Origin of the sequence: Roseovarius sp. S88, from assembly GCF_037023735.1 — a bacterium.
GTDB lineage: Bacteria > Pseudomonadota > Alphaproteobacteria > Rhodobacterales > Rhodobacteraceae > Roseovarius > Roseovarius phycicola.
This window is the reverse complement of sequence record NZ_CP146069.1, coordinates 13,745-36,587: the sequence shown is the minus strand read 5'-3', so window position 1 is coordinate 36,587 and position 22,843 is coordinate 13,745. Positions and strand designations below refer to the sequence as shown.

Genomic DNA, 22,843 nt, shown 5'->3' with positions numbered 1-22,843 from the left:
TGGTGAAGTAAAACTTACCTAAATCTGTCAGTGAACACTTGGCGCCGCTCAATCTTTTCTTAGGGAAAGCTTGGTTTGTTGAGGCGTGGTGGAATGCGCCGAACAACTTTTGGCGCAACGGTTTGAGTGGGTGTTGTCATGCGTTTCATATGTGGCACAGACGCCAGGCGTCTGTTGAGCTTGGTCTTTTGGGCTGTGTTTACAAGTCTGGTTTTGGGTCTTGTTCCTCTGTCGGGACACACGGCTTTGGCGCAAGACGCCGAAACGCTGATTGTCCGCAATGATCGAGGTGGTGAGCTTGCAAAAAGGTTGCGCCAGATCCGCGAGTTGCGGCAAAGCGGCCGCCCGGTAGAAATTCGTGGCGGTGTTTGTTTTTCAACCTGCACGATGTTTCTCGGACTGCCGCAGACCTGCATTTCGTCTCGCACAGTATTTGGATTTCATGGACCAAGTTCGTATGGCAGACCTCTTGCGCCTAAGGTGTTTGAGGAAGCGTCGCATGTGATTGCCGATCACTATCCACCTGCTTTGAAGCGGTGGTATCTGGAGACGGGGCGTTATCGGATCCGCACGCTTCATCGGATACGTGGCGCAAGGCTCATCGACTTGGGTGTGCGGGGGTGCTGAGCCCGCAGCGCACGACGCCTTAAGCATTCAGAAACCCACAAAGCACAGGCTTCGCGGCGACCTCAACATGGAGACCGCAATGCCAATTACAGATAATTTTGCCAGCTTTGACACCGGGTTGACTGGGCCGATTTGTGGTGGATTTGACATCACGCCAGAGGATGCAAACGACCTCGCGACGATACCCCGAGCAATCATGGTTGCTGGAGCCGGTGATCTGAACGTGGTGCTTAAGACCGGTGATACACTGACCCTTCCGGGGCTGACACCGGGGGTGATCTATCCGTTCCGGGTGGTGCGCGTCCTGAGCACAGGGACCACAGCAACCGGGCTGAAAGGGCTTGTTTGATGATTGGCCTGTCAACAGGTCTCAAGCCGCAGGTCAGCGTGCGCCAGGACGTTGATTTCCCGTCAGGCTTTGATTGGGATCAGGCCCGGTTTGGGTTTGCTGTGCATAGGACGGGTAAAAACTACGGCACCGATCTTCAACCGCGCGCGTTGGTAGACGCGGGCATTTGGACAGGCGCTGCCATTCACGTCGACAGTGCAACCGGGGATGACAGCAACTCAGGTCTCGGCGTAGAGGATGGGGATTTCACGAATGCCAAGCGCACGATCCACGCGGCGTTTGTCTCTGGCAACGCCACGGCTGCTCCGTTTCGGGTGCTGGTCAAGCCAGGCAAATATGAGGAAAGCGCGTTCACCCGCAACGGCAATGATGAGCCGGACCAGCCTGTCGCCTTGATCGGGTGGCACGGGCCGGTGCATTATCGGACAGGACCATTTCAGCCGGGCTGGATCGACGCGGGTGGGACGTATTCGGCAGGGGTGAGTTCGGTGAAACGCGCGTTTCGAACCGATGTCTTGACAGCAGAGGGGCACTATTCCGAGCTTTCCAATGTGGTCGACGTGGCCACATGTACGGCGACGCTGAACAGCTGGACACAGGATGGCGGTACGGTTCATGTGAATGTGGGCGGTGCTCCGGGACCTGACGATATTGCGCTGATGCGGTCTTTTCATGGCGCGCGGTTTATGACCCACGATCGGGATTTTTATCTTGAGAATATTCATACCGAAGGTGGCATCACCGGTGCCTTGCATTTTGATGCTGTGGCCACGCGTAACATCGTTGGTGTGAATTGTTCATTTCGCTATTCCGCGCCGTCCAACCCGTCCTCCCCTCTGGACGCCGCGCGGGTGCGCCGGACAAACGGGCTTGTCGCATTCTTTGGATGTGATGCCAGCCACGGTGCGAAGGATGGCTGGTCCTTTCACGAAGATGGCACAGCCGGGATGCACGTGCTCTTGCAGAACTGCACCGCTTGGCAAAATGGGATCGATGGCGCGACGTCGTGTAACGCGTTCACCACGCACGATTCTGTACGCGCGCTGGTGTTGAACGGTGCGTATGGATTGTCGCGCAACGGCACCGAAATCCATTGCATCCAGTCGACAGAAAGTTGGTTGGCGGGTGTTCGAGCAGTTGCGCGCGACATCGATGGAACCTCTGTCGCCTTCAAATGTTCAAACCCATCTTACATGTGGCTTCAGGACTGTATTGGCGATGCGGCCGGCTCGACGGAGAACTACGCGCTAGAGGCCAATGCCGGCACAATCTTTACACGCGACTTTGACGTGGTGGCAGGATCTATTGAAACATCGCTTGGGGGGTCGGTGACACCGTTCTGAGACAAACGCCGGGCAAGTTCGGACCAGTCAGGGATCATGTTGGGCCTGTGCGGAGCTTTTTCGCACAGGTCCATTGCATTTGGAGCGTTGTACCCGAGAAGTGATGGTACGTCCGGATCGCAGAGCCGATCAGGTCCAAGAATGGGCAGGCCATAATGCCTGTAGAGCAGAATACGGTTCGAGTTGCTCACCTGATACTCGATCCCTGGTTTGTCCAGATAAGGAGCAAGCCCGATATCGGCATGGGCAATGTGGGCCAAGGTTGCCTCAAAGCTTTGTTCGCCGTGCCAGATGATATTGGCACGTCGCAGGGGTTTGGATTTGAGGCGCCCCAGAATGTGCAGGTCCCAGGTTGGGCGCAGTGCAGCGATGCGCTCTAGCGCCTGCATGTCAAGCTGTGTGGTGCCAGCACAGACGGCGATCTTGCGGCCGGGTTGCGCGCGGTAAGGGTTGGGGCGTTCGTGAGCTATCAACGCATGTGGGATGCCCATTGGATCAAGCGTGACAGACTGGTGCGCTTCAAACCGTCGCGCCAGAATTGGGCTGGCGGTGCTGATGCGAGTGAAGTGCCGCAGGTTAGCTTGTTCGGCCGCGACCAGCCCCGCAGGCGCATTGAGCAGGCGAATGTCGTCGTTCACACGGTAGATGCGCTGGGCGTCGGGCGCGTGGCGGGCCAGAGTTGGTGCCAGTAAAACTGGTGGCCCGCTTTCACATATCACCAAATCAGCCTGGTGCAGCGGGCCACGTATGCGGCGTTGCCAGTAGGCCGTGAACACAGGCCACATGGTTTGCGCCAATCTGGTTAGACTTGGGTGGCGCAGGTTGACAGGATGGATGGGGGCATATCCGAAAAGGGTTGTCAGGGTCGGTTTTGGGTGTGCTGTTCCGCTCTTTGGGCGGTGATCCAGGGCGGTTAGGCGCGCGTCACCTAGCAGGCGAGACAGCCAGGAATAGCCGACAGTGACATGAGTGACATGCCAGCCGCTCTTTTGCAGGTGATGCGACACCCACAAAAGGCTTGGCCGTCGTTTCTGGTCTGGGAAATGACCAGTCAGTAGAACGGCACGTTTCACGTTGGCCTCATATTAGGTTTGGGCAAAAGCGCCACGAGACACAGGTAGATCAGCGTGCCGCAGGCCAACTGGGCGATCATGGGCAAGTTGGGTGTAATGAGGATGAGGCAAATCGCTAGTCCAGCGGCCAAGAGGGGCGAGCCGGCGACCGACAGATCTTTGAAGTTCAAGTAAAGCCGTGGAAGGGCCGTCGGGATATACCACAGATTTACAATGAATGCGGCGGCTGAAAGAGCCAAGGCGCAGGCGGTTGGTGACACTGTCAGGGCAGGCAGCAAAAGCAATGCGCCAAGGCAGAGCATCACGATTGCGCGTTGCAGGACCAGGCTGGTTTGCAAACGGACGGTCAGCGCTTGATTGAGTGGCATGGTCAGTGCACTGAAAAGCCCCAGACCGGCAAAGGCACGCAGGATAGGCGCGGTGGCACTGGCGTGTTCATGCGTTAGAAGCAGACCAAGAAGATCGGGCGCAAAGAGCAGGACAATGGCCCAAACCCACGACGCCAGCCATGCGGCACGCGAGAGATGTTCCACAAATCGCAATCTTGAGCCTACCGTATCCTGTGCCAGTTGTGGCAGAGCGATGAACCGGAGCGGCGATAACGTAAGCGCGTCGATAAGGTTGTAGATGCGGGTGGCGATCTGAAATGCGCCTGCGGCTGGCAGGCCAAGTGTTAGTCCAACGGCCAGCAGAGCCAGCGGCATTTGCGCGGCTCCGACAATATCGCGCGCTGCAATCTGTGCGACTTTGGGCAAAAGAGGGGTCACGTCTGCGAAACGCGGAAGACGCGTTGGCACCCACCGCGCCAGCATACAGTTCAAAAGGCAAGTGCCGAATGCGTTGAGAACAGCAAAACCAATCAAAGCCCAAATGCCAAAGCCAGCGGCCAGAAGGCCAAGCGCCGAGAGAGCGGCGACGCTCTGGATAATGGCGGTGCGCAAGGCCAGGGCGCGCAGACGCAGATTACGCCGGAGCAGACCTTCGGACACGGCGCCAAGCCCATTGAGCAGAGGAATGATGGCAAGTGCGATCAAGGTGGGCGTTGCTGTGAGGTACCCGATCGACGCAAAAACAACCGCCAAGAACAGACCCAGCGCAGTGGATACAACAAAAAGCCCATTTAGACGCCACGGGTGCTTGCCCAGAATGATGACGGTTTCTGCAATTCCGGCGCGATGCAAACCCTGGCTTAGACGGATCGGTGCAAAGGCCGTGGCAAAGAGGCCAATTTCGGTCAGGCTTAAAAACCGGGTGGCAATGAGAAACAGCGCGGCATTGATGCCGACCCGAGACCATTGCAAGCCGAAAGACCAAAACTGTGTGCTCATGCCGGGACCACCTTTGGTGAGGTCGCGACCGCGCGCATCAGCGGCTTCTCTAACAGTAGATGGGTCAATACGCCCAGAGTCACGGCCAAGCCGGTGACAATTGCAACGTAGATCCATGCGCCCAAATGCGATTGTGGCAGGAGCGGCAAGAGCAAAAGCGTCGCGGCCCTCAGGGCAAATCGATGTGACAGGTAAAGCGCGTAAGAGGCGTCACCCAGCAGCTGACCCGGTGTCGTGCGGTTGGGACAGAGTATCGTTGCACTGGCCACGATCAATGCGGCAGGAAGTCCGGCGGCCATGACACGCGGCAGCGACGTCGCATCGAGCAGCAACAGCATCACTAGACCAGTGACCAAACCTGACACAGCAAGTCCGCCATGTGGTTTGTGCCATCCGGATTGATAGAGCTTTGCCAACCCCACTCCGAACAAAAATTCGAGAATGAGGGGATTGGTCCAAAACACAAATGTGGTTGCCGTCGCGGGAAAGGTCAGCCCGGCCATGACCAAGGCCGACAAAATCGCAGTCAGCGCAAACCGTGGCCGACTTAATGCAAGACAAAAGGAAAAAATCGCGTAGAAGAAAATCTCGTAGTTGAGCGTCCAGCCCAAGGAGAGAACTGGCGCGATGCGTCCGTCCTCTCTGGCATAGGGCACGAACCCATAGGATGACAGGATTTGTCCCAGATCAAGCGAGGTGTCCTTGGCCGCATTTGGCAAGATCAGCAGGACCATGACCATGATCGTGGTGAACACATAATAAAGCGGAACCACGCGTAGGAGGCGGCGTTTGAAAAAGGCCAGCGGTTGGGTGCGAAACCTGTCTGCCGACAGGGCGATGACGAACCCGGAGATCACAAAGAAAAGGTCCACACCTCGGGTCCAGGGCATTGCATCTCCGGGTAGCGACAGGCCGAAATAGTGCTCTGCCTCTGCTAGGACATGACCAACCAGAACCATCCCCGCGGCCAACGCGCGGAGCGATTGCAGGCCAGCCAGCCTTGATGTGCTAGACGTCCCGGTCATGCGATGTGCGCCTTGCGTCGGCTGCGAAAGACCGGGACGGCGCGCTGTGGTGCCCTGTGTCGCGACCGCTGTGGTGTCCGGCGTGCCAGGCGGCAGATCACCGCGATGACTGCAATTGAAAACAGGAAATTCTGGTGCGTGACGTAAACGGAATGGCTGGAGAACAGCAGAGCTGCGCCGATCTGAGCATAGATTGCTGCCCAGCCGAGCGATTGACAAGCACGGTAAAAAACCAGGCGAAATAGGATGGCAAAACCTGCGATCACGGCCATGCCAAGGATGGGACCAAAATCAACATAGGCGGTGGTGAAAAACGGGAATTCCCCGCCACCTAGTACCGCGTTCAACTCGGGTATTTGGCTTGGGTCGGCACCATGAAACAGGCCATCTGTGAAGGTCAGGAAGGTGAGCCCTTCGAATGTCAGAGCACCATGCGTATGTGGAATCGGGCGGCTTAGCGGCGCAAGACTGTTCCACATGTCATTGACGATGTAGAACGCAAGTTTCTGCCAGGCGATGTCCGCAGCGGACTGATCCAGGCTTGGATTGGTAATGATCTCTCTGGCAAACCAAAGTCCAAGGAACAAACACACTCCCAGGCCAAGCCACCGTAGACCAAAGATCTTTCCCCGGACCAGACAGGTCGCGATGTAGGACGAGAGCAGGAACTGCAAGAGCAAGAGCCGCTGGCTCATCACGATGGGCAACAAGAACAGCAAGATCAGGTTCAGTGCAAGTGTGACCTTGCACATGCGACGCGCACGCAAGGACAGGTGTCCATGCGCAAGAAAAGCAGCCGCGAGACAGCCGGTTGCAGGCAGCGCAGCGTAAAACAAACGCATGCCCGTAAACAGCTTTTTTTCCAAAAGCATGTCGCGTGTGCTGAGGCTATCCAAATAGACAGCGGCGGCCAATTGGGTAAGCCCGCCGACGCTATGTGCTGTGGCCGCAATCCAGATTAGGGTCACCGTCGCAAAGCAGGCATTGACCGTGAAGGTCAGTTTGGCGGCAGTTTCGACATTCAGATTCGGGCGAAATGTCTGGGCTTTGGGCAAGGACAATCGCGCCATCCAATCCGCGAGCACGTAGATCGAGAGGCTGAAGAGAATCCAAAGCACTCCGGCGAATGTGATAGCCGAGAGGTCCAGGTTTTCCCGTAGAATGAAGGTTTGAACTAAAGGCAGGTGTTCGAGCGACATCAGCGCCCAAATGGAAAATGTGCCTGTGATCCCCCAGCACAACAGCATCAGCGACACGGGCGACAATGTGCGGCGCGTCATGCGGCGGCCCTGTGGTGGCGGACGCTTTCGAAGATTTCCAGATCTGCGGCGCAGAGGTGTTCAAGGCGTGTTCGCAGAGCGCGTGAGACTGATGCACGATTTGGTGCACGGTTGCGATGCCAAAGTGGGAGGGGTCCGCCTGTGATGTTACGTAGTGCCGCGCGACAGGCTTGAGGATCAGAAAGATCACCGACAAGATCAAAGCAGGCCAGCGCGCGAATGGCGCGGGTGATCAGGGGTGCGGTGTTGCTGGTTTGCGCCTGGCTTTGGCCGGCGAAGTAGAACAAGTATTGCGATGACAGTCTGGAGGCGGCGCGTGTTTCGATGAAGGCCTCCAGTGTATCCGGTCGCTGCGCATCGGGATGTTTGCGCTGCAAGTAGCGGTAGTGGGATACAAACCGCTCCAACGGGTCACGCAGCAAGGTGAGAAAACCATAGTTTCGCGCGGCGCTGAGATGCAGGTACGGGTCGTATTGCACATGGCCTGAGATCAGGCGCACGCCTTTGGACACGTGGGCGTGCAATTCCCGTCTGCGGGCCGCGTAGTCGCTCAGGATACGCGCGTCTCCGATGAGGTTTGGGTCTCCCTGATTGAGGCGGATGGTGGCCTGCGACGTCAGATAGCGCAGGCGCAACGCGGCACCGAAGGAAGAGCCGCCACATTTGGGCACATGGATATAGACGAAACCGGCCATAGTGCTGTGGCTCTCCTTGTTGTGGCGGCGAGGGTGCGGTGTTGAGCATCCCGTTCCGCGTTAGCGTTTTGGTAAGATTCGCACGGCAGGGTTAACGGGTGCTTAACGTCCAAAGGAGGCCGCACCCGTATGCATATCGTGCATCTGATCACCCGTCTGCTGCGTGCAGGATCCGAAGAAAACACCGTTGAAACAATTCGCTGGCAGTTGGACGCCGGGCATGAGGTGACGCTTATTCATGGCTCCGAAACGGATCCCTACTGGGACATCAATCTTCCGGAAAGGTTAGCTCGAATCGTGGTGCCTGATCTGGTGCATCCGATCGATTCCAAACGGGATTTTCGTGCCATCCGCTGGTTGCGTGATATCTACAAAACCCTGTTGCCAAATGTCATTCACACGCATCAGAGCAAGGCGGGGTTGGTCGGGAGATTGGCTGCAGATGCCGTGCCGGGTGCGCTGATCGTGCACGGGGTGCATATTCTACCGTTTGAGGGTGTCAGCCCGTTGCGGCGCGCGATCTACCTGGCAGCGGAGCGTCTTGCGGCCCGTCGGACAGATGCATTTGTCGGTGTCTCTCAGGCCGTTTCAGACGCTTATCTTGAGGCCGGATTGGCGCATCCGGATCAGATGTATTGTGTGCGCTCGGGCATGGCGCTTGATCGATTTCGTCGTGCCCAACTGCCATCCGATTGGCGTGTTTTGTCCGGTGCCGATGCTGCGGGTCGACGTCCGCCTGTGGCGCTCATGATGGCGGCGTTTGAGCCGCGCAAGCGACATGTGCCTTTTCTTCGCGCCTTTGCGCGGGTGTCAGACCGGTTGCCGCAGATGCGTCTTTTGCTGGCCGGTCAAGGCCCCGAGGAAAACCGGGTACGCGGCGAGGTTCAGCGTCTTGGACTTGAGAAAAACGTGGTGTTTTGCGGACATCGTGCCGATGCCGAGGCACTCTTTGCGCTGGCGGATGTTTCCGTTCTGACATCGGTGCGCGAAGGGTTGCCGCGTGTCGTGGTTCAGTCCATTGCTGCAGGGTGTCCTGTCCTGGCGCAAGCTTTGCCGGGTTTGGATGAAATCCTGGCACATGACCACAATGGCTTGATCCTTCCGGCAGACGACATGGGTGCGGTGGCGCATCGGCTTGTTGATGTTTTGGAAGACACAGCTTGGCGCACGCGTCTGGCACGAGGAGCGCGTCGCACCGATGTGTCTGATTGGGACCTGGCGCGACTGGGGTCTGGCACAGAGCGGTGTTATCGCGCGGCCCTTGGTCAGCAAGCGCTTAGCCTGCACGCCGAGGTCGCATGACACTTTTCATCAATGGGCGTTTTCTGACGCAGCCTTTGTCGGGTGTTCAGCGCTATGCGCATGAACTTGTGCAGGCGCTGGATGACCTTCTGGTGCGGCAGCCTTCGGTGAAGGCGCGCTTTGGTCAGGTGGTCGTGCTAACCCCGTTTGTATCGGGGGCTGTGCATGAGCGCTTGCCGTGCTACCGCCGAATTGAGATATTTTCGACAGGTGCATCGCAAGGCCATGTTTGGGAACAATCGCGGCTTTATCAGATCAGCAAGGATGACGTTCTGCTAAGCTTAGGTAACTGCGGACCACTTGCTCATGAGGCGCATGTGGTTGCGTTTCATGACGCCCATGTTTTTGAAATGCCCGAGGCGTTTTCGCCAGGCTATCGCAGGTGGCACAGGTTTTTGCGACCCCGGCTGGCGCAGCGCGCCAAGAGCCTGATCACAGTGAGCCAGCATTCAGCGCACTCTCTGAGCCCTTGGCTGAGGATTGATCCGGCACAGTTCGCAGTTATTCCCAATTCTGCAGAACACGTGCTGCGCACGCAAGACAACCCAAATGCGCTAGATACGTTTGGGTTGGCGCGGCGCGGATACTTTTTGTCGGTGGGCAATCAAAGTCCCAACAAGAACCTTATCAGACTTATATCTGCGCATCGCGAAACAGGTTGCGATATGCCGCCATTGGCAATTGTTGGGGATGCGCCGCGTGCCTTGAACAAGGCCAAACTGGGCAGGTACGATAGCTTGCGTGTTTTGGGCCGGGTTCAAGAGTCTGACCTTTGTGGTCTCTACAAAGGGGCGGCTGGTTTTGTGTTTCCGTCCCTCAACGAGGGGTTTGGTATTCCGCCGCTGGAAGCGATGCAACTCGGCGTGCCGGTGCTGAGCTCAAATGCGACGGCAATGCCCGAAGTGCTGGGGGATGCGCCGATGTGGTTTGATCCCAGGGACCAGCTTGGGATGACACTGGCGCTCAAGCGCTTTGCCTCAATGAGTGAGGAGGAAAGAAGGTCCCGGATTGCAAAAGGTAAGCTGCGCGCTGCGCGGTTTTCCTGGCGTGCCAGTGCTGAGGCATTGGTCGAAGTGTTGAAACCTCAGTTTTCCACCGGGGCAAAGCCAGCGCACAAGCCACGGCTGCAAAGTCTGATCAGCGTCCGGTAGGGCGAAAGATGACCGCCCCGGTGCGTAAGATGAGCGACAAATCCTGGACCGGCGAAATGGCTCGGGCATATGCCATGTCCAGACGAAGACGTTCATCGTAGCAGCCATCGCTGCGACCCATGATTTGCCACAAACCGGTGATGCCGGGGCGCAGATTGAGATAGACGATCGCATCCGATCCATATCGGTCCAGCTCTGGTTTGGTCACCGGTCGCGGTCCAACTAAGGACATGTCACCGCGCAACACGTTCCAAATTTGTGGCAGCTCATCGAGGCTGGTGCGGCGCAGAAACTGACCCAGCGCGGTGATGCGCGGATCGCGATGGAGTTTTTGTGTTCTTCGCCACTCGTCGGCGGCCTTGGGATCGGCATCGAGCAGTTCGGCCAATAGCCGCTCGGCATTGGGCACCATCGTGCGAATTTTCCAGCACGAGAATTCCGCCCCGTTTCGACCAACTCGCGTATGGCTGTAAAACCCGCTGCCTCCCTGCAAGCGAACAAGGAGCCACAGCAGGAAAATCAGCGGAACGAGGATCGGCAGAAGCAACAGTGCGATGGCAAGGTCCAGAAGACGTTTGCCCAAGATCGAGTAAACAAATGAGACTGTTGATGTGAGGTGTGCAAAAGGGCGCGTGTGGGGGTGGTCCATCATGGCCATTGGCGGGCTCCGTCGTATGTCCCCACTCACACGTCGATAACCAAACTTTAAGCATCGCAAGGCTTAACAAGCGGTAAACAACACCGCTAAATTTTGCCTAAAGTCGTGATTTTGGTCAGGCGGTTTCGAAACGGACTTGCCCGGGCTCAACGATCGCCGCCGTCAGACGGCCAGTCGCGTAGGCGCCGGTGTCTATGGCGATGCGGCCGTCTTCGGCATTGGGTGCCTCTACCACTGTGTGACCATGCACCACCCACATGCCATCTGTTCGCGGCGTTTTGAGAAAGCCCGCGTGTCCCCATTGCAGGGTCTGTGGCTTTTGCGTGTTCAAAGGTTTTGATGGATCGGCCCCTGCATGCAGCACAGCTACGTTGCCCGATTGCCAGAGTGTCGGCAGATCCCTCAGCCAGGTCAGCATCTCCTGGCCCATCGCTTCGACCAGTGCGTCGCGCAGTTTGACCAACTCTTCACCCCGCGCCGATGGCGAGATGCCACCCAAGCCAAAGCTGGCCACGGTTTGCATCCCGCCGTGCAGAAGCCAGCGCCCCCCTTCTCGTTCGGGGGTGTCGATGAAGCGCAGCAACATGTCCTCGTGATTGCCCGAAAGACAGATGATCTCGGGGCGATCCAGAAGCAGGCGCAGCACGTCCGCGCTGTGATCGCCGCGGTCAACATAGTCGCCAACGCAGATGATCGGAAGATCAGGCAGGCGTGGCAGAAGACGGGTCAGAAGGTCAGCGCGACCATGGATGTCGCCAATGGCAACAAAAGGTGTGTCAGGCGCAGGCGGCGCGCGCTCGATATCAGGTTTGTTAAGAAAGATCCGCAACGCGTTAAGCATTTATTAACGACCAGTCTCCGAAAGTTTTAACCAAACTATCGCGTTGCCGCGCGTGTGCCCACCCGTTTCGCGCCGTGTGAGCTTCGACCGGGGGCAAGAGAGCAAAGAAATAGGAACGCTGTTTGAGATTTATGGAGTTTTTCCCTCAGCTCATCGCCTGTGTTCTGATCCTCGTTTCGCTGTCATCCTTACAGTTGAGAGCAGAGACGCTGTCGACGTTTGGAACCCCTGGGCTGATTGATATGCCCACCGCTGTAGTTCTTCCGGATGGGCATGTGGCCGTCACAACAAGCATGTTTGAAAACAACCAGCGGCACACGCTGACGTTTCAGGTCCTGCCGCGCGTATACGGGACGTTTCGGTATTCAATCCTGCGCAACCTAGTACCAACTGGTCCGAACAGCGGTGATGTGTTTGACCGCAGTTTCGATGTGCATGTGCAGCTTTTGGAAGAACGGTCGAACCGTCCGGCCCTGGCCTTTGGGCTTCGCGATATCGCGGGGACGAGTATCTTTTCCAGCGAATATGTCGTGGCCTCCAAGTCGATAGGGCCAAACCTTCGGGTAACGGGGGGGCTTGGATGGGGGCGCTTGGCGCAGCGAGGATCGTTTGCCAATCCGCTTGGAATATTGTCCTCTGGTTTTGACACGCGTGCGCCGCGGGCCACGACAGGGCAGTTGGCGGTGGACTCGTTCTTTCAGGGACCGGTGGCGTTCTTTGGTGGCGCTGACATAAAACTGGGCAAACGGCTCAGCTTGCAGTTCGAATATTCGTCGGACGCCTATGACCGCGAGCGCTCAGTGGGCAATGTCAATATCGATAGTCCGATCAATCTGGGCCTGACCTATCAGTTTGACCAAGGGCCACAGCTTCGAGGCTATCTACTGGGCGGCACGACCTTGGGGCTGCAATTCAGTTACATGTTCGACCCGGCCAAACGCCCTGTACCGGGTGGGCGTGACAAGGCACCAGTGCCATTCACACATAAGGCTTTGCTCAAAACAGCCGATCTTGGCCAACCTGATGCGCTGCAAAAGACACAGGCGCGGTTATTCCACGATTTGAAACAAGAGGGTTTGGTGCTTCAGGGGTTTGACGTCCGAGGCACGCGCGCACTGGTCCGGATCGAAAATCAACGCTGGGATGTCGAGGCGCAAGCGGTCGGGCGAGCCGCGCGTAGGCTGGCGCGCGTTCTGCCAATGGACATTGAGATATTCGAGATAACGTTGCAACAGCGCGGTGTGCCGCATAGCACGGTCACGCTGAAACGGTCGGATTTAGTTGAGGTTGCGCTGCACCATGATGGCGCGTGGCGCAGCCTGTCGCGCACGCGGTTTGCCGACGCGCCAGATCTTGATCGAACGGGCGAGCCATCCCAAGCGTTTCCCGTTTTCGACTATTCCATTGGGCCTTATGTGGCACTTTCGTTTTTTGATCCGGACCAACCGGTGCGCGCCGATGCGGGCGTACAGGTGAACGCGTCCTACCGACCGTCGCCTGGCCTGACGTTTTCCGGGGTCTTTCGTCAACCGCTGATCGGGAACATTGACGAGGCCACCCGCGTATCAGACTCGGTGTTGCCTCGAGTGCGATCTGATGCCGTGCTCTACGCGCAGCAATCCGATTTCGAAATTAACGAACTGACCGCAGAATACATGTTTCGACCGGGCGACAATCTCTTTGGTCGTGTGACGGGAGGGTATCTTGAGAGCATGTTCGGCGGTGTGTCCGCCGAGCTGCTTTGGTTTCCCATCGAAAGCCGATTGGCCCTTGGCGCAGAGCTGAACTATGCCCGGCAGCGAGACTTTGACATGCTTTTGGGGTTTCAGGGTTATGATGTTCTGACGGGCCACGGCTCGGTGTATTACGACCTTGGCAATGGCTTTACCACGCAGCTGGATGTTGGCCGGTATCTCGCCGGTGATTGGGGTGCCACGTTTTCGCTCGCACGTGAGTTTAACAATGGATTCAAAATCGGCGGGTTCTTCACGCTTACCGATGTGCCATTTTCCCAGTTTGGCGAAGGATCTTTTGATCGGGGGATCACCGTGGAAATTCCCATCTCCTGGTTCACGGGTCGGTCCTCTCGTCGAACCTTCCGTCAGGTGATCCGCCCGTTGCAGCGCGATGGTGGCGCGCGACTGAACGTCAGTAACCGGCTTTATGGTGTGACACGGGACTACCGGGCGCAACGACTGAGCGCTGGGTGGGGGCGGGTGTTTCGGTGAAAAGCACGTTGTCTGTTCTGCTTGTGTCTTTTTGTCTGTTTGGGTGCGGGACCTCTCAAACCTCTCAATCTCCAGCACTTTGGGCACAAATCAGGGGTCAACCGGATGAAGTAACACCGCGTTATGCTGCGCTGATCAAGGCGCAGGCGCCCGCGCTGCAGATCGGGTTTCCCGACACGCGCAAGGGCGGAGGAACGCTGTCGCTGGAAAAGCGGGATGGCGCGTTTGAGTATTGGCTCAGTCCTGAAGGTGCGCAGGTGATCCTGCAAAGCGGTATGCTACATGGATTGCGTGGATTTGGAGAGGGGCTGTTAGCCTCTGAGCTGACAGAGCCACTCGGCCATGTGCTTGGTCTGCGTCCCGGTGAATCGGACCGGTTTCATACGTTTTTGGACGGCAATGACCGTGCCGTCACGCGCACATACCGCTGCGTTTTTGAACGCGCCGCGGCGGTTCAGGTCGATTTGGCAAAGACACGTGTCAGCACCGTATTGATGATCGAACGATGTCGCAGTCTCGATCAGTCTTTTGAAAATCTTTACTGGGTCGCGCCGCTTCAAAGACAGATCGTCTTGTCCCGCCAATGGGCAGGGCCGTTTCTGGGCGCACTGTCCATGCGGGTGGTGCCGTGATCGCCCGGCGCGAATGAAAAGGAGAAACATGCAATGAGACTGGCTCTTCTTCTGGTGTCTGTCATGGCCTTAACAGCTTGCGGGACGGTGTATCGATCCTCGTCCGTGAGCCCCGGTTTGCAAAATGGTACGCAGGTTCGCGTTGTGTCGATTTCAGCCGAAACCGTGGTGCAGGCAAACCGTTCTGCTTACTCACCCAAAACGCTGCCGGCGGTTTTTTCTTTGACGGCGGGCACGGGCGAGGGAGTGCGCAGCGTGGGGGCTTTGCCACAGCCTACATACAGCGCGCAGCTTCGGCCCGAGCGTCTAGAGGTGCGTCTGCCCCCCTCGATCCACCCGGGTCCCTATCGCATTGGCGTCGGTGATGTTCTTGTCCTGACCACCCCGGATGCAGGGGCCTTGATCCCTAATCCTGGCGTGTCCTCCAGCCTTAAGACAGGGCGACAGGCCTACACAGTGCAGGATGACGGGGCGATCAATATTCCTTCGGTTGGACGCGTGAAGCTGGCTGATCTGACCATTGAGTCCGCCGAGGCCGAGCTTTTCCAGAGGATGGTCGCCAATCAACAGGACCCGACTTTCAGTCTTGAGATCGCGGAATTCAATTCGCGGCGCGTGTCCGTGGGTGGGGCTGTGGCGGCTCCCGCGGTTGTGCCTGTGACGCTGACGCCTTTGTCTTTGGATGCGGCATTGGCGGCGTCCGGGGGGGTCGCCGTGCAGGATCAGGACAGCGCGTCGGTTCGGCTTTACCGGAATGGGTCGCTGTATCAAATTCCGCTGAACGAGCTTTATTCTCGTCCTGATCTGCTCAAGACCCGGCTTTTGGATGGGGATTCCGTGTTCGTCGATACCGAATACGAACTGGGCAAAGCACAGGCCTTTTTTGAGCAGCAGATCGCATTGGTTGCGGCGCGCCAGCAGGCGCAGCAAGCCGCCTTGCTTGAATTGCAGACCGAGGTGAGTTTGCGGCGCGCGCAACTGACAGAAGCACGGTCAAACTATCAGGCGCAGGTCGCGCTGGGGGCTGACAAAAACGACTATGTCTACCTCACTGGCGAGCTACGGGAACAGGGGCGGTTTGCATTGCCGTTTGAGCGTCGCGCCGTGCTGGCCGATGCACTTTTGGCAAACACGCGGGGATTTTCGGTGCAATCGGCCGATATCTCTCAGGTCTACGTGCTGCGGGCGTCAACCGATCCCAGGGAATTCGGAGCTGTCACCGCCTGGCACCTGGACGCACGCAATGCGGCGAACTTTGCATTGATGACGCGGTTTGAGCTGAGGCCAGATGACGTCATCTTTGTTGCACAACAGCCGATCACCAAGTGGAACCGCGCGGTGTCGCAAATCTTGCCATCGTTGATCAATGTGAGCCGGGTTGCGGTGGATTAGAGCCTAAACCACCACCTCCATTTCTTCCTGCTTGCCTACTCCAAACACGCGTTTATAGCGCTCGATCTGATCCTTTGGCCCCATTGCCTTGCGTGGGTTGTCCGAGAGTTTGACGGTTGGCGTGCCATTGGCTGCCACGGCTTTGCAGACAAGAGAAAAGGGCGCGAGACTGTTGTCGGGAGTGAGGTCGCGGAAATCGTTGGTCAAAAGCGTGCCCCAGCCAAAGGACACTTTCACCCGGCCGACGAATTGCTTGTGCAGCGACAGGATTTTGTCCTCGTCCAGGCCGTCTGAAAAAATGATCAGTTTGTCTTTTGGGTCTTCGCCGCGGTCGCGCCACCAGTTGATCGCAGTCTCAGCTCCTTCCGCGGGGTCACCTGAATCAATGCGGATGCCCGTCCAGCCTGCCAACCAGTCGGGTGCGCGGTCCAGAAAGCCCTTTGTTCCATACGTGTCAGGCAGGATAATGCGGAGGTTGCCGTCATGTTCTTCGTGCCAGTCGGAAAGCACCTCGTATGGCGCCTGTTTCAGATCATCATCAGTCTTGGCCAAAGCAGCATAAACCATGGGTAATTCATGCGCGTTGGTGCCGATCGCTTCGAGATCACGGTTTTTGGCAATGAGGCAGTTGGATGTGCCGACGAAATTGTCACCTAGGCGTTCGGTCATCGCCTGAACGCACCAATCCTGCCAGAGGAATGAGTGCCGCCGTCTCGTGCCGAAATCAGCTATACGAAGCCCTTCGACCCCGCGCAGGCGCTCGACTTTTTCCCAAAGCTTGGTCATCGCACGGGCGTAAAGCACCTGAAGCTCAAACTTGCGCAAGCTGTTGAGCACAGCGCGCGAGCGGAGTTCCATCAGCACCGCCAGTGCAGGGATTTCCCACAGCATGACCTCGGGCCAACTGCCTTCGAACGTCAACTCATATTGTCCGTCGCGTTTCTCCAGATGATAAGGGGGTAGGCGCAGGTTCTCGAACCAATCCATGAATTCCGGTGTGAACATCTGGCGTTTGCCGTAAAAGGTGTTGCCGCGCATCCAGGTGCTTTCGCCACGTGAGAGCGACAGAGACCGGATATGATCAAGCTGTTCGCGCAGTTCTCCCTCGTCCACAATCTCCGCCAGCCGAACGGACTTGGTACGGTTTATCAGCGAGAACGTGACTTTGGTGTCGGGTTTGTTGCGAAACACTGATTGGCACATCAGCAGTTTGTAAAAATCCGTATCAATGAGAGACCGGACAATCGGATCGATCTTCCACTTGTGGTTCCAGACGCGGGTGGCGATATCGACCATATGTGGCCTCCGGGGCGAATTCTGCGACGTCCTTTAGATCAAACAGGTCTTGGTGACGCAAGGTATGGCTGGGGTTCGCCTCGATCACACCTGATTGCTACGAACTCTGCCAGAACTTGGTGATTTGAAGGCCTGCGCGGTCATGGCTCAGCGACGGGGCAAAGGTTTCGTGATATAATAGAGCCTCTCAATGGAGGATTTGCGATGCCTATGAGTGCAGCCGATATTGAGTTGGTGCAGCGCAGTTTTGCGCATGTCCGGGCCGAGTTAGAGACGCATTCCGATGTGTTTTATGCCGCGCTTTTTGAACGTGCGCCCAACCTTCGAGACTTGTTTCGAGAAGACTTGGAAGGTCAAGGTATGAAATTCATGACGACCTTGCGTTTTGTGGTCAGCAATCTGGGCGATCACGCCGCTATGGATGACAAGCTTGGCCGGTTGGGCGAAGCGCATGCGAGCCTTGGCGTGAAGGCGGCCGATTTTGACCCAATGGAAGACGCGCTGATCGACACAATCAGAAATGCATTGCAGGAGTTGTTCACTCCCCAGGTGGAAGCGGCCTGGAGGTCAGCCTATGGTGAAGCGCGCGACACCATGGTGCGCGTGGGCGGCATTGCCAACCAATGACGGGCTCCCAATTCAGCCGCCGTGCACGACCTTGCTGTCTTCGGGAACCTCATCGCGTTCGAACATCCCGTAGTCACGGATGAGGCTGACCACGCGCAGGCGATAATCATCGAACATAATGTCCCGCCCGGCTTTCTGGGCGTTGCGATGCGCCGACAGGCAGCGCCATTCATCCAGAGCCGCTTCATCGCGCCAGAAGCTGAGCGAGAGCAATTTGCCAGGTGTGGTCAGGCTCTCAAACCGTTCGACCGAAATAAAGCCGTCGATGCCTTCGGCCAGTGGGCGCATCTTGGCGGCCATGTCGAGATAGGCATCTTTTTGATCTGACTTGGGATGAACTTCGAAGATGACGGCAATCATGCGGGGTCTCCATGCGGGTGTGAGACACATTTCACAAAGGTTCTGCGTTCACGCAACAGGAACTTCTCTGACCTCGCGAATTCGTAATTGATCTGGCCCAGGGGATCGGCGGCCAGACGGGCGCGGTAGGTTTCGTAGTCAGCAAGCGATGGGATGTTATAGATACCATAGGCCCGCGTGGACGATCCTTCATGTGGGGCGAAATACCCAACCAAATTTGCACCGCAGCGTGGGATGGCCTGGCCCCAATTGCGCGCATATTGGGCAAAGGCATCGGGGTTGTTCGGGTTGATGTCATATTCGATGATACACGTCAGCATGATATGTCTCCTGTGATGGTAGAGGCTTGATAGCCCGTGGACACCACTTCATGCTTCGATTATAATCGAACTATGAAAGACGGCCCAGACATATCCCGTGTCGCAGCTCTCATCGGGGATCCGGCACGAGCCAACATCCTAACAGCTTTGATGAGTGGCAAGGCGCTCACAGCCAGCGAGCTGGCAGGTGAAGCCGGAGTCACCTTGCAAACAGCCTCGTCTCACTTGTCCAAACTTGAGAGTGGTGGGTTGATCCGCTTGCGACGTGAAGGACGTCACAAGTATTTCCGCCTTGCGGGTGACGACGTGGCCGCGGTGCTTGAGGCGCTCATGGGGTTGGCCGCAGGTGCAGGGCAGTTGCGCCACCAGCCCGGGCCGAAAGATCGTGATCTGCGGCGGGCGCGGGTGTGCTACAACCATCTGGCGGGCGACATGGGCACTCAGATGTTCGACAGCCTGCAGGCGCAGGGTTTTATCGCATCAGGCGACAATGATCTGGTTTTGACCGCAGCGGGACGATCCTTTGTAACAGAGTTTGGTATCGATCTTGATCAATTGCCCACATCGCGTGCGCCTATGTGTCGAGAATGTCTGGATTGGTCAGAGCGACGGTCGCATCTGGCAGGACAACTGGGGCGAGCGATGTTGTCGCGTATGGAGGAAACAGGCTGGGCCAGACGCGTCGACGGCACACGTATCGTGGACTTCACGCCAGTTGGTCTACGGAAGTTTGAACAAGTTTTCGGGCGTGCGCTGCACGGATAAGCCCTCAAGGCTTTCGGTCCAGATTGATGTTGGCATAAGTCCAATGTAAACGACACCTATGGCAATATCGGTCGAAACCTTTTTCCTCAGCCCCGGAGCAGAGGGTACACTGCAGGCGCAGATTCAGCAGATGATCGCCCAAGGCATTCTATCAGGCCGGTTTCGTAAAGGTGAAAAGCTCCCCAGCTCGCGAAAACTCGCACAGCATCTCGGAGTGAGCCGCATAACAGTCACTTTGGCCTATACCGAGCTTTTGGCGAATGACTATCTGGAAAGCCGGGATCGATCAGGTTTCTTTGTTTCGCAAAATGCGCCTGAACCGCCACAGTTTCCGCCGCGTGTGTCGCGCCGCGATGTGATTGATTGGACACGCGCGATCGGGCGGAAATTCACCGGCGGGGCGATGCCAGACAAGCCCAAGGACTGGTCAGAGTACCCTTATCCTTTCATCTATGGGCAAACGGATCCAAGCCTATTTGACCATGCAAACTGGCGGCATTGTGCACTTCGGGCATTGGGACAAAAGGATTTCCAGTCGCTGGCAGCCGATCACTACGATCAGGATGACCCGCAGCTTATCGAATTCATTGTGCGCCACACCTTGCCCCGGCGCGGGATATTGGCCGAACCCAGTGAGGTTTTGTTGACCATGGGCGCGCAGAATGCGCTCTGGCTAACAGCGCAAGTCTTGCTGACGCAACGCCGCACAGCTGCGGTGGAAGAGCCGTGTTACCACGCGCTGCGTGATATATTGACTCAATCGCGTTGTCATCTGGTGTCAGTTCCAGTGGATCGCGATGGTGTGCCGCCCGATGAGCTTCCGAATGAGGTAGACCTGATTTTTACCACGCCGAGCCACCAGTCGCCGACCAACGCCACAATGCCCTTGGAAAGACGGCAGGCGCTTTTGCAAGAAGCCAAAAAACGCGATGCGCTGATCGTCGAAGATGACTATGAGTTCGAGATTTCGTTCCTGCGCTCTCCGCTGCCTGCACTAAAATCGTTAGATACGGATGGTCGCGTCATCTATGTCGGCAGTTTTTCCAAGTCGATATTTCCCGGACTAAGGCTTGGGTATCTTGTGGGACCAGAGCCTTTCATCCGAGAGGCACGCGCGCTTCGAGCGAGTGTCTTGCGCCACCCGCCCGGGCATATGCAGCGCACAACAGCGTATTTTCTAAGCCTGGGGTACTACGACAGCCTGATCCGGCGCATCGGCCAGGTCTATGCGCGTCGGCGCAAAGTGATGGAGGCCGCGCTTGATGCACATGGATTGGGTGTCGAAGGCCGCGGTGTATTTGGTGGTAGTTCAATTTGGATGCGCGCGCCAGATGATGTGGATACCGAAGATCTTGCCGACGCGCTCAAGGTAAAGGGCGTTCTAATTGAACCAGGACTGCCGTTCTTTGACACCGAACAAGCGCCCAGAAACTATTATCGCTTGGCTTACTCTTCGATTCCCTCAGAAAAGATACCTGCTGGCATAGCGATTCTGGCTGAGACTTTGCAGGCTCGAACGGCAGGGTAGAATCTTTTAAACCCTTCGTTAAAATTGATTTATATCAATTGTATACTGAAAATTCTGCTGGGCGAATTGGCGTGAACGACGATCCAAAAAATTCAAAAAATGAGATGCTATGTCTCAATTTTTTGTGCTTCTGGATATAGAATGCCTAAAAATCTGGCCCTAGAATGAGCGCTGCACCGAGTCTAGTTTCCCTTCAAATGCGCCGGGAGACCGGCTCCTTTGCTATTGGATAGGAGCACACCCATGAAGATGACGACCGAAGAAGCCTTTGTCAAAGTTCTGCAACGCCACGGCATTCAGCATGCTTTTGGTATTATTGGTTCGGCGATGATGCCGATCTCGGATATTTTCCCTGATGCTGGCATTCAGTTCTGGGACTGCGCGCATGAGGGCTCCGCAGGCATGATGTCTGACGGGTACACGCGCGCAACCGGCAAAATGTCGATGATGATCGCGCAAAACGGTCCCGGCATCACCAACTTCGTGACAGCCGTGAAAACAGCTTATTGGAACCACACACCCCTTTTGCTGGTTACACCACAAGCGGCCAACAAAACCATCGGTCAGGGCGGATTCCAGGAAGTCGAGCAGATGAAATTGTTCGAAGATATGGTTGCCTATCAAGAAGAAGTCCGTGATCCAAGCCGTGTGGCAGAGGTTCTGACCCGTGTGATCAGCCAAGCCAAGCGTTTGTCTGGCCCAGCACAAATCAACATCCCTCGCGATTTCTGGACACAAGTTGTCGACATCGAAATCCCAGACCCGATCGAATTCGAAGCCAGCCCCGGCGGCACCAACTCCGTTGCTGAAGCAGCCGCGCTGCTCTCTTCCGCGAAAAACCCTGTGATCCTGAACGGCGCGGGCGTTGTCCTGTCCAAGGGTGGCTTGGAAGCCTCTCAGAAACTGGCAGAGCGTCTGACTGCACCGGTTTGCGTCGGTTATCAGCACAACGACGCGTTCCCAGGCAACCATCCGCTGTTTGCAGGTCCTCTGGGATACAACGGTTCCAAAGCCGGGATGCAGTTGATCTCCGAGGCCGACGTTGTTCTTTGCCTCGGCACACGCCTGAACCCATTCTCGACCCTGCCCGGCTACGGCATTGAGTACTGGCCAACAAGCGCCAAGATCATTCAGGTTGACATCAACCCTGACCGGATTGGCCTGACCAAAAAGGTCTCGGTCGGCATCGTGGGTGACGCTGCAAAAGTGGCCGAAGGTATTCTGGCACAGCTGGCTGATGATGCGGGCGACGCGGGCCGTGAAGAGCGCAAATCGAACATTGCGCAGAAGAAATCGGCGTGGGCGCAAGAGCTGACATCCATGAACGAAGAGCAGGACGATCCGGGCACCAACTGGAACGAGCGTGCACGTGCGGCCAAGCCGGATTGGATGTCCCCACGGATGGCGTGGCGTGCGATCCAGTCCGCTTTGCCAGTTGAGGCGATCATCTCTTCAGACATCGGTAACAACTGCGCCATCGGCAACGCGTATCCGTCGTTCGAAGAAGGTCGTAAATACCTTGCCCCTGGCCTGTTCGGCCCCTGCGGCTACGGCTTGCCTGCCATCGTTGGCGCCAAGATCGGCCAACCAAATGTGCCGGTTGTCGGATTTGCCGGTGACGGCGCGTTCGGTATCGCCGTGAACGAACTGACGGCGATTGGCCGCGGCGAATGGCCAGCAATCACACAGATCGTCTTCCGCAACTACCAGTGGGGTGCGGAAAAGCGGAACTCGACCCTGTGGTTTGACGACAACTTCGTTGGCACAGAGCTTGATGAGCAAGTGTCTTACGCGGGCATCGCTCAGGCCTGTGGCCTGAAAGGTGTGGTTGCGCGGACGCAGGAAGAGCTGACAGATGCGTTGAACCAGGCGATCAAGGATCAAATGGAAAACGGCATCACCACGCTCATTGAGGCGATGATCAACCAAGAGTTGGGTGATCCTTTCCGCCGCGATGCGATGAAGAAACCTGTCGAAGTTGCTGGTATCAGCAAAGACGACATGGTTGAGCAAGTCGTATAAA

Annotated in this window: 22 protein-coding genes; 12 read left to right on the top strand and 10 right to left on the bottom strand. The window is 56.9% G+C overall.

What is annotated here, in order from left to right; all coding sequences use genetic code 11:
• Positions 1–174: 174 nt before the first annotated feature.
• From RZ517_RS00175 to RZ517_RS00165, 3 genes are all read left to right on the top strand, one after another.
• Positions 175–627, top strand: a complete 453-nt coding sequence (locus RZ517_RS00175; protein WP_338549493.1) for a hypothetical protein — start codon at positions 175–177, stop codon at positions 625–627.
• Between the two features lie 79 nt (positions 628–706).
• Positions 707–976 carry a spike base protein, RCAP_Rcc01079 family gene (locus RZ517_RS00170; RefSeq protein WP_338549492.1) on the top strand — a complete coding sequence of 90 codons (270 nt, stop codon included), beginning with the start codon at positions 707–709 and terminating at the stop codon, positions 974–976.
• Positions 976–2,319, top strand: a complete 1,344-nt coding sequence (locus RZ517_RS00165) for a hypothetical protein (RefSeq protein ID WP_338549491.1) — start codon at positions 976–978, stop codon at positions 2,317–2,319. Before RZ517_RS00170 ends, RZ517_RS00165 begins: the two co-directional genes overlap by 1 nt.
• On the opposite strand, the gene RZ517_RS00160 is transcribed toward RZ517_RS00165, so the two are convergent.
• Genes RZ517_RS00160 through RZ517_RS00140 form a run of 5 tightly spaced genes read right to left on the bottom strand, consistent with a single transcriptional unit; the run spans position 2,217 to position 7,720 of the window.
• Positions 2,217–3,392, bottom strand: coding sequence for a hypothetical protein (locus RZ517_RS00160; RefSeq protein ID WP_338549490.1), 1,176 nt, complete (start codon positions 3,390–3,392; stop codon positions 2,217–2,219). The two genes, RZ517_RS00165 and RZ517_RS00160, sit on opposite strands and share 103 nt — an antisense overlap.
• Positions 3,389–4,720, bottom strand: a complete 1,332-nt coding sequence (locus tag RZ517_RS00155; protein ID WP_338549489.1) for an oligosaccharide flippase family protein — start codon at positions 4,718–4,720, stop codon at positions 3,389–3,391. The genes RZ517_RS00160 and RZ517_RS00155 overlap by 4 nt, the downstream gene beginning before the upstream one ends.
• Positions 4,717–5,745 (bottom strand): acyltransferase family protein, encoded by a 1,029-nt coding sequence (locus tag RZ517_RS00150; RefSeq protein ID WP_338549488.1) that lies wholly within the window; start codon positions 5,743–5,745, stop codon positions 4,717–4,719. Before RZ517_RS00150 ends, RZ517_RS00155 begins: the two co-directional genes overlap by 4 nt.
• Positions 5,742–7,025 (bottom strand): oligosaccharide repeat unit polymerase, encoded by a 1,284-nt coding sequence (locus RZ517_RS00145; RefSeq protein WP_338549487.1) that lies wholly within the window; start codon positions 7,023–7,025, stop codon positions 5,742–5,744. Before RZ517_RS00145 ends, RZ517_RS00150 begins: the two co-directional genes overlap by 4 nt.
• Positions 7,022–7,720, bottom strand: a complete 699-nt coding sequence (locus tag RZ517_RS00140; protein WP_338549486.1) for a sulfotransferase family 2 domain-containing protein — start codon at positions 7,718–7,720, stop codon at positions 7,022–7,024. Before RZ517_RS00140 ends, RZ517_RS00145 begins: the two co-directional genes overlap by 4 nt.
• A gap of 129 nt (positions 7,721–7,849) precedes the next feature.
• Here RZ517_RS00140 and RZ517_RS00135 point away from each other — a divergent pair, with 129 nt between their 5' ends.
• Together RZ517_RS00135 and RZ517_RS00130 are read left to right on the top strand one after the other, a co-directional pair.
• Entirely contained in the window at positions 7,850–9,022 is a 1,173-nt protein-coding gene (locus RZ517_RS00135; RefSeq protein WP_338549485.1) for a glycosyltransferase, read from the top strand.
• Positions 9,019–10,173: a glycosyltransferase family 4 protein gene (locus RZ517_RS00130; RefSeq protein ID WP_338549484.1), complete on the top strand. Its 1,155-nt coding sequence runs from the start codon at positions 9,019–9,021 to the stop codon at positions 10,171–10,173. Before RZ517_RS00135 ends, RZ517_RS00130 begins: the two co-directional genes overlap by 4 nt.
• Here the strand turns inward: RZ517_RS00130 and RZ517_RS00125 are convergent.
• Positions 10,160–10,831 carry a sugar transferase gene (locus RZ517_RS00125; protein ID WP_338549483.1) on the bottom strand — a complete coding sequence of 224 codons (672 nt, stop codon included), beginning with the start codon at positions 10,829–10,831 and terminating at the stop codon, positions 10,160–10,162. The two genes, RZ517_RS00130 and RZ517_RS00125, sit on opposite strands and share 14 nt — an antisense overlap.
• 115 nt (positions 10,832–10,946) lie before the next feature.
• Positions 10,947–11,672 carry a metallophosphoesterase gene (locus tag RZ517_RS00120; protein ID WP_338549482.1) on the bottom strand — a complete coding sequence of 242 codons (726 nt, stop codon included), beginning with the start codon at positions 11,670–11,672 and terminating at the stop codon, positions 10,947–10,949.
• Between the two features lie 131 nt (positions 11,673–11,803).
• Here RZ517_RS00120 and RZ517_RS00115 point away from each other — a divergent pair, with 131 nt between their 5' ends.
• The 3 genes from RZ517_RS00115 to RZ517_RS00105 are packed head-to-tail and all read left to right on the top strand — an operon-like array spanning position 11,804 to position 15,924.
• Positions 11,804–13,900, top strand: a complete 2,097-nt coding sequence (locus RZ517_RS00115; protein WP_338549481.1) for a YjbH domain-containing protein — start codon at positions 11,804–11,806, stop codon at positions 13,898–13,900.
• Entirely contained in the window at positions 13,897–14,532 is a 636-nt protein-coding gene (locus tag RZ517_RS00110; RefSeq protein WP_338549480.1) for a YjbF family lipoprotein, read from the top strand. Before RZ517_RS00115 ends, RZ517_RS00110 begins: the two co-directional genes overlap by 4 nt.
• 33 nt (positions 14,533–14,565) lie before the next feature.
• A complete protein-coding gene (locus tag RZ517_RS00105) occupies positions 14,566–15,924 on the top strand; it encodes a polysaccharide biosynthesis/export family protein (protein WP_338549479.1) in 1,359 nt (452 codons plus the stop codon).
• Between the two features lie 3 nt (positions 15,925–15,927).
• Here the strand turns inward: RZ517_RS00105 and pncB are convergent, their stop codons facing one another.
• The gene (pncB, locus tag RZ517_RS00100; protein WP_338549478.1) at positions 15,928–17,220 is read right to left on the bottom strand and encodes a nicotinate phosphoribosyltransferase; all 1,293 of its coding nucleotides are present in this window, start codon (positions 17,218–17,220) and stop codon (positions 15,928–15,930) included.
• Between the two features lie 204 nt (positions 17,221–17,424).
• On the opposite strand from pncB, the gene RZ517_RS00095 reads away from it, so the two are divergent.
• Positions 17,425–17,847 (top strand): globin domain-containing protein, encoded by a 423-nt coding sequence (locus RZ517_RS00095; protein ID WP_338549477.1) that lies wholly within the window; start codon positions 17,425–17,427, stop codon positions 17,845–17,847.
• Positions 17,848–17,859: 12 nt separating this feature from the next.
• On the opposite strand, the gene RZ517_RS00090 is transcribed toward RZ517_RS00095, so the two are convergent.
• Both RZ517_RS00090 and RZ517_RS00085 read right to left on the bottom strand, forming a co-directional pair.
• The gene (locus tag RZ517_RS00090; protein WP_338549476.1) at positions 17,860–18,207 is read right to left on the bottom strand and encodes an antibiotic biosynthesis monooxygenase family protein; all 348 of its coding nucleotides are present in this window, start codon (positions 18,205–18,207) and stop codon (positions 17,860–17,862) included.
• Positions 18,204–18,527: an NIPSNAP family protein gene (locus RZ517_RS00085; protein ID WP_338549475.1), complete on the bottom strand. Its 324-nt coding sequence runs from the start codon at positions 18,525–18,527 to the stop codon at positions 18,204–18,206. Before RZ517_RS00085 ends, RZ517_RS00090 begins: the two co-directional genes overlap by 4 nt.
• 72 nt (positions 18,528–18,599) lie before the next feature.
• Here RZ517_RS00085 and RZ517_RS00080 point away from each other — a divergent pair, with 72 nt between their 5' ends.
• The 3 genes from RZ517_RS00080 (at position 18,600) to xsc (ending at position 22,842) form a co-directional block, all read left to right on the top strand.
• Positions 18,600–19,292: an ArsR/SmtB family transcription factor gene (locus RZ517_RS00080; protein WP_338549474.1), complete on the top strand. Its 693-nt coding sequence runs from the start codon at positions 18,600–18,602 to the stop codon at positions 19,290–19,292.
• Between the two features lie 58 nt (positions 19,293–19,350).
• Complete coding sequence (locus RZ517_RS00075; RefSeq protein WP_338549473.1) at positions 19,351–20,820, top strand: PLP-dependent aminotransferase family protein; 1,470 nt, start codon at positions 19,351–19,353, stop codon at positions 20,818–20,820.
• A gap of 243 nt (positions 20,821–21,063) precedes the next feature.
• Positions 21,064–22,842: a sulfoacetaldehyde acetyltransferase gene (xsc, locus tag RZ517_RS00070; protein ID WP_338549472.1), complete on the top strand. Its 1,779-nt coding sequence runs from the start codon at positions 21,064–21,066 to the stop codon at positions 22,840–22,842.
• Position 22,843: the final 1 nt, after the last annotated feature.

Excerpts from the sequence above, each read along its gene's own strand:
- RZ517_RS00170 (WP_338549492.1), top strand. The coding sequence starts at position 707 with ATGCCAATTACAGATAATTTTGCCAGCTTTGACACCGGGTTGACTGGG.
- RZ517_RS00165 (WP_338549491.1), top strand. The coding sequence starts at position 976 with ATGATTGGCCTGTCAACAGGTCTCAAGCCGCAGGTCAGCGTGCGCCAG.
- RZ517_RS00155 (WP_338549489.1), bottom strand. The coding sequence starts at position 4,720 with ATGAGCACACAGTTTTGGTCTTTCGGCTTGCAATGGTCTCGGGTCGGC.
- RZ517_RS00150 (WP_338549488.1), bottom strand. The coding sequence starts at position 5,745 with ATGACCGGGACGTCTAGCACATCAAGGCTGGCTGGCCTGCAATCGCTC.
- RZ517_RS00145 (WP_338549487.1), bottom strand. The coding sequence starts at position 7,025 with ATGACGCGCCGCACATTGTCGCCCGTGTCGCTGATGCTGTTGTGCTGG.
- RZ517_RS00140 (WP_338549486.1), bottom strand. The coding sequence starts at position 7,720 with ATGGCCGGTTTCGTCTATATCCATGTGCCCAAATGTGGCGGCTCTTCC.
- RZ517_RS00135 (WP_338549485.1), top strand. The coding sequence starts at position 7,850 with ATGCATATCGTGCATCTGATCACCCGTCTGCTGCGTGCAGGATCCGAA.
- RZ517_RS00130 (WP_338549484.1), top strand. The coding sequence starts at position 9,019 with ATGACACTTTTCATCAATGGGCGTTTTCTGACGCAGCCTTTGTCGGGT.
- RZ517_RS00125 (WP_338549483.1), bottom strand. The coding sequence starts at position 10,831 with ATGGCCATGATGGACCACCCCCACACGCGCCCTTTTGCACACCTCACA.
- RZ517_RS00120 (WP_338549482.1), bottom strand. The coding sequence starts at position 11,672 with ATGCTTAACGCGTTGCGGATCTTTCTTAACAAACCTGATATCGAGCGC.
- RZ517_RS00115 (WP_338549481.1), top strand. The coding sequence starts at position 11,804 with ATGGAGTTTTTCCCTCAGCTCATCGCCTGTGTTCTGATCCTCGTTTCG.
- RZ517_RS00105 (WP_338549479.1), top strand. The coding sequence starts at position 14,566 with ATGAGACTGGCTCTTCTTCTGGTGTCTGTCATGGCCTTAACAGCTTGC.
- pncB (WP_338549478.1), bottom strand. The coding sequence starts at position 17,220 with ATGGTCGATATCGCCACCCGCGTCTGGAACCACAAGTGGAAGATCGAT.
- RZ517_RS00095 (WP_338549477.1), top strand. The coding sequence starts at position 17,425 with ATGCCTATGAGTGCAGCCGATATTGAGTTGGTGCAGCGCAGTTTTGCG.
- RZ517_RS00090 (WP_338549476.1), bottom strand. The coding sequence starts at position 18,207 with ATGATTGCCGTCATCTTCGAAGTTCATCCCAAGTCAGATCAAAAAGAT.
- RZ517_RS00085 (WP_338549475.1), bottom strand. The coding sequence starts at position 18,527 with ATGCTGACGTGTATCATCGAATATGACATCAACCCGAACAACCCCGAT.
- RZ517_RS00080 (WP_338549474.1), top strand. The coding sequence starts at position 18,600 with ATGAAAGACGGCCCAGACATATCCCGTGTCGCAGCTCTCATCGGGGAT.
- RZ517_RS00075 (WP_338549473.1), top strand. The coding sequence starts at position 19,351 with ATGGCAATATCGGTCGAAACCTTTTTCCTCAGCCCCGGAGCAGAGGGT.
- xsc (WP_338549472.1), top strand. The coding sequence starts at position 21,064 with ATGAAGATGACGACCGAAGAAGCCTTTGTCAAAGTTCTGCAACGCCAC.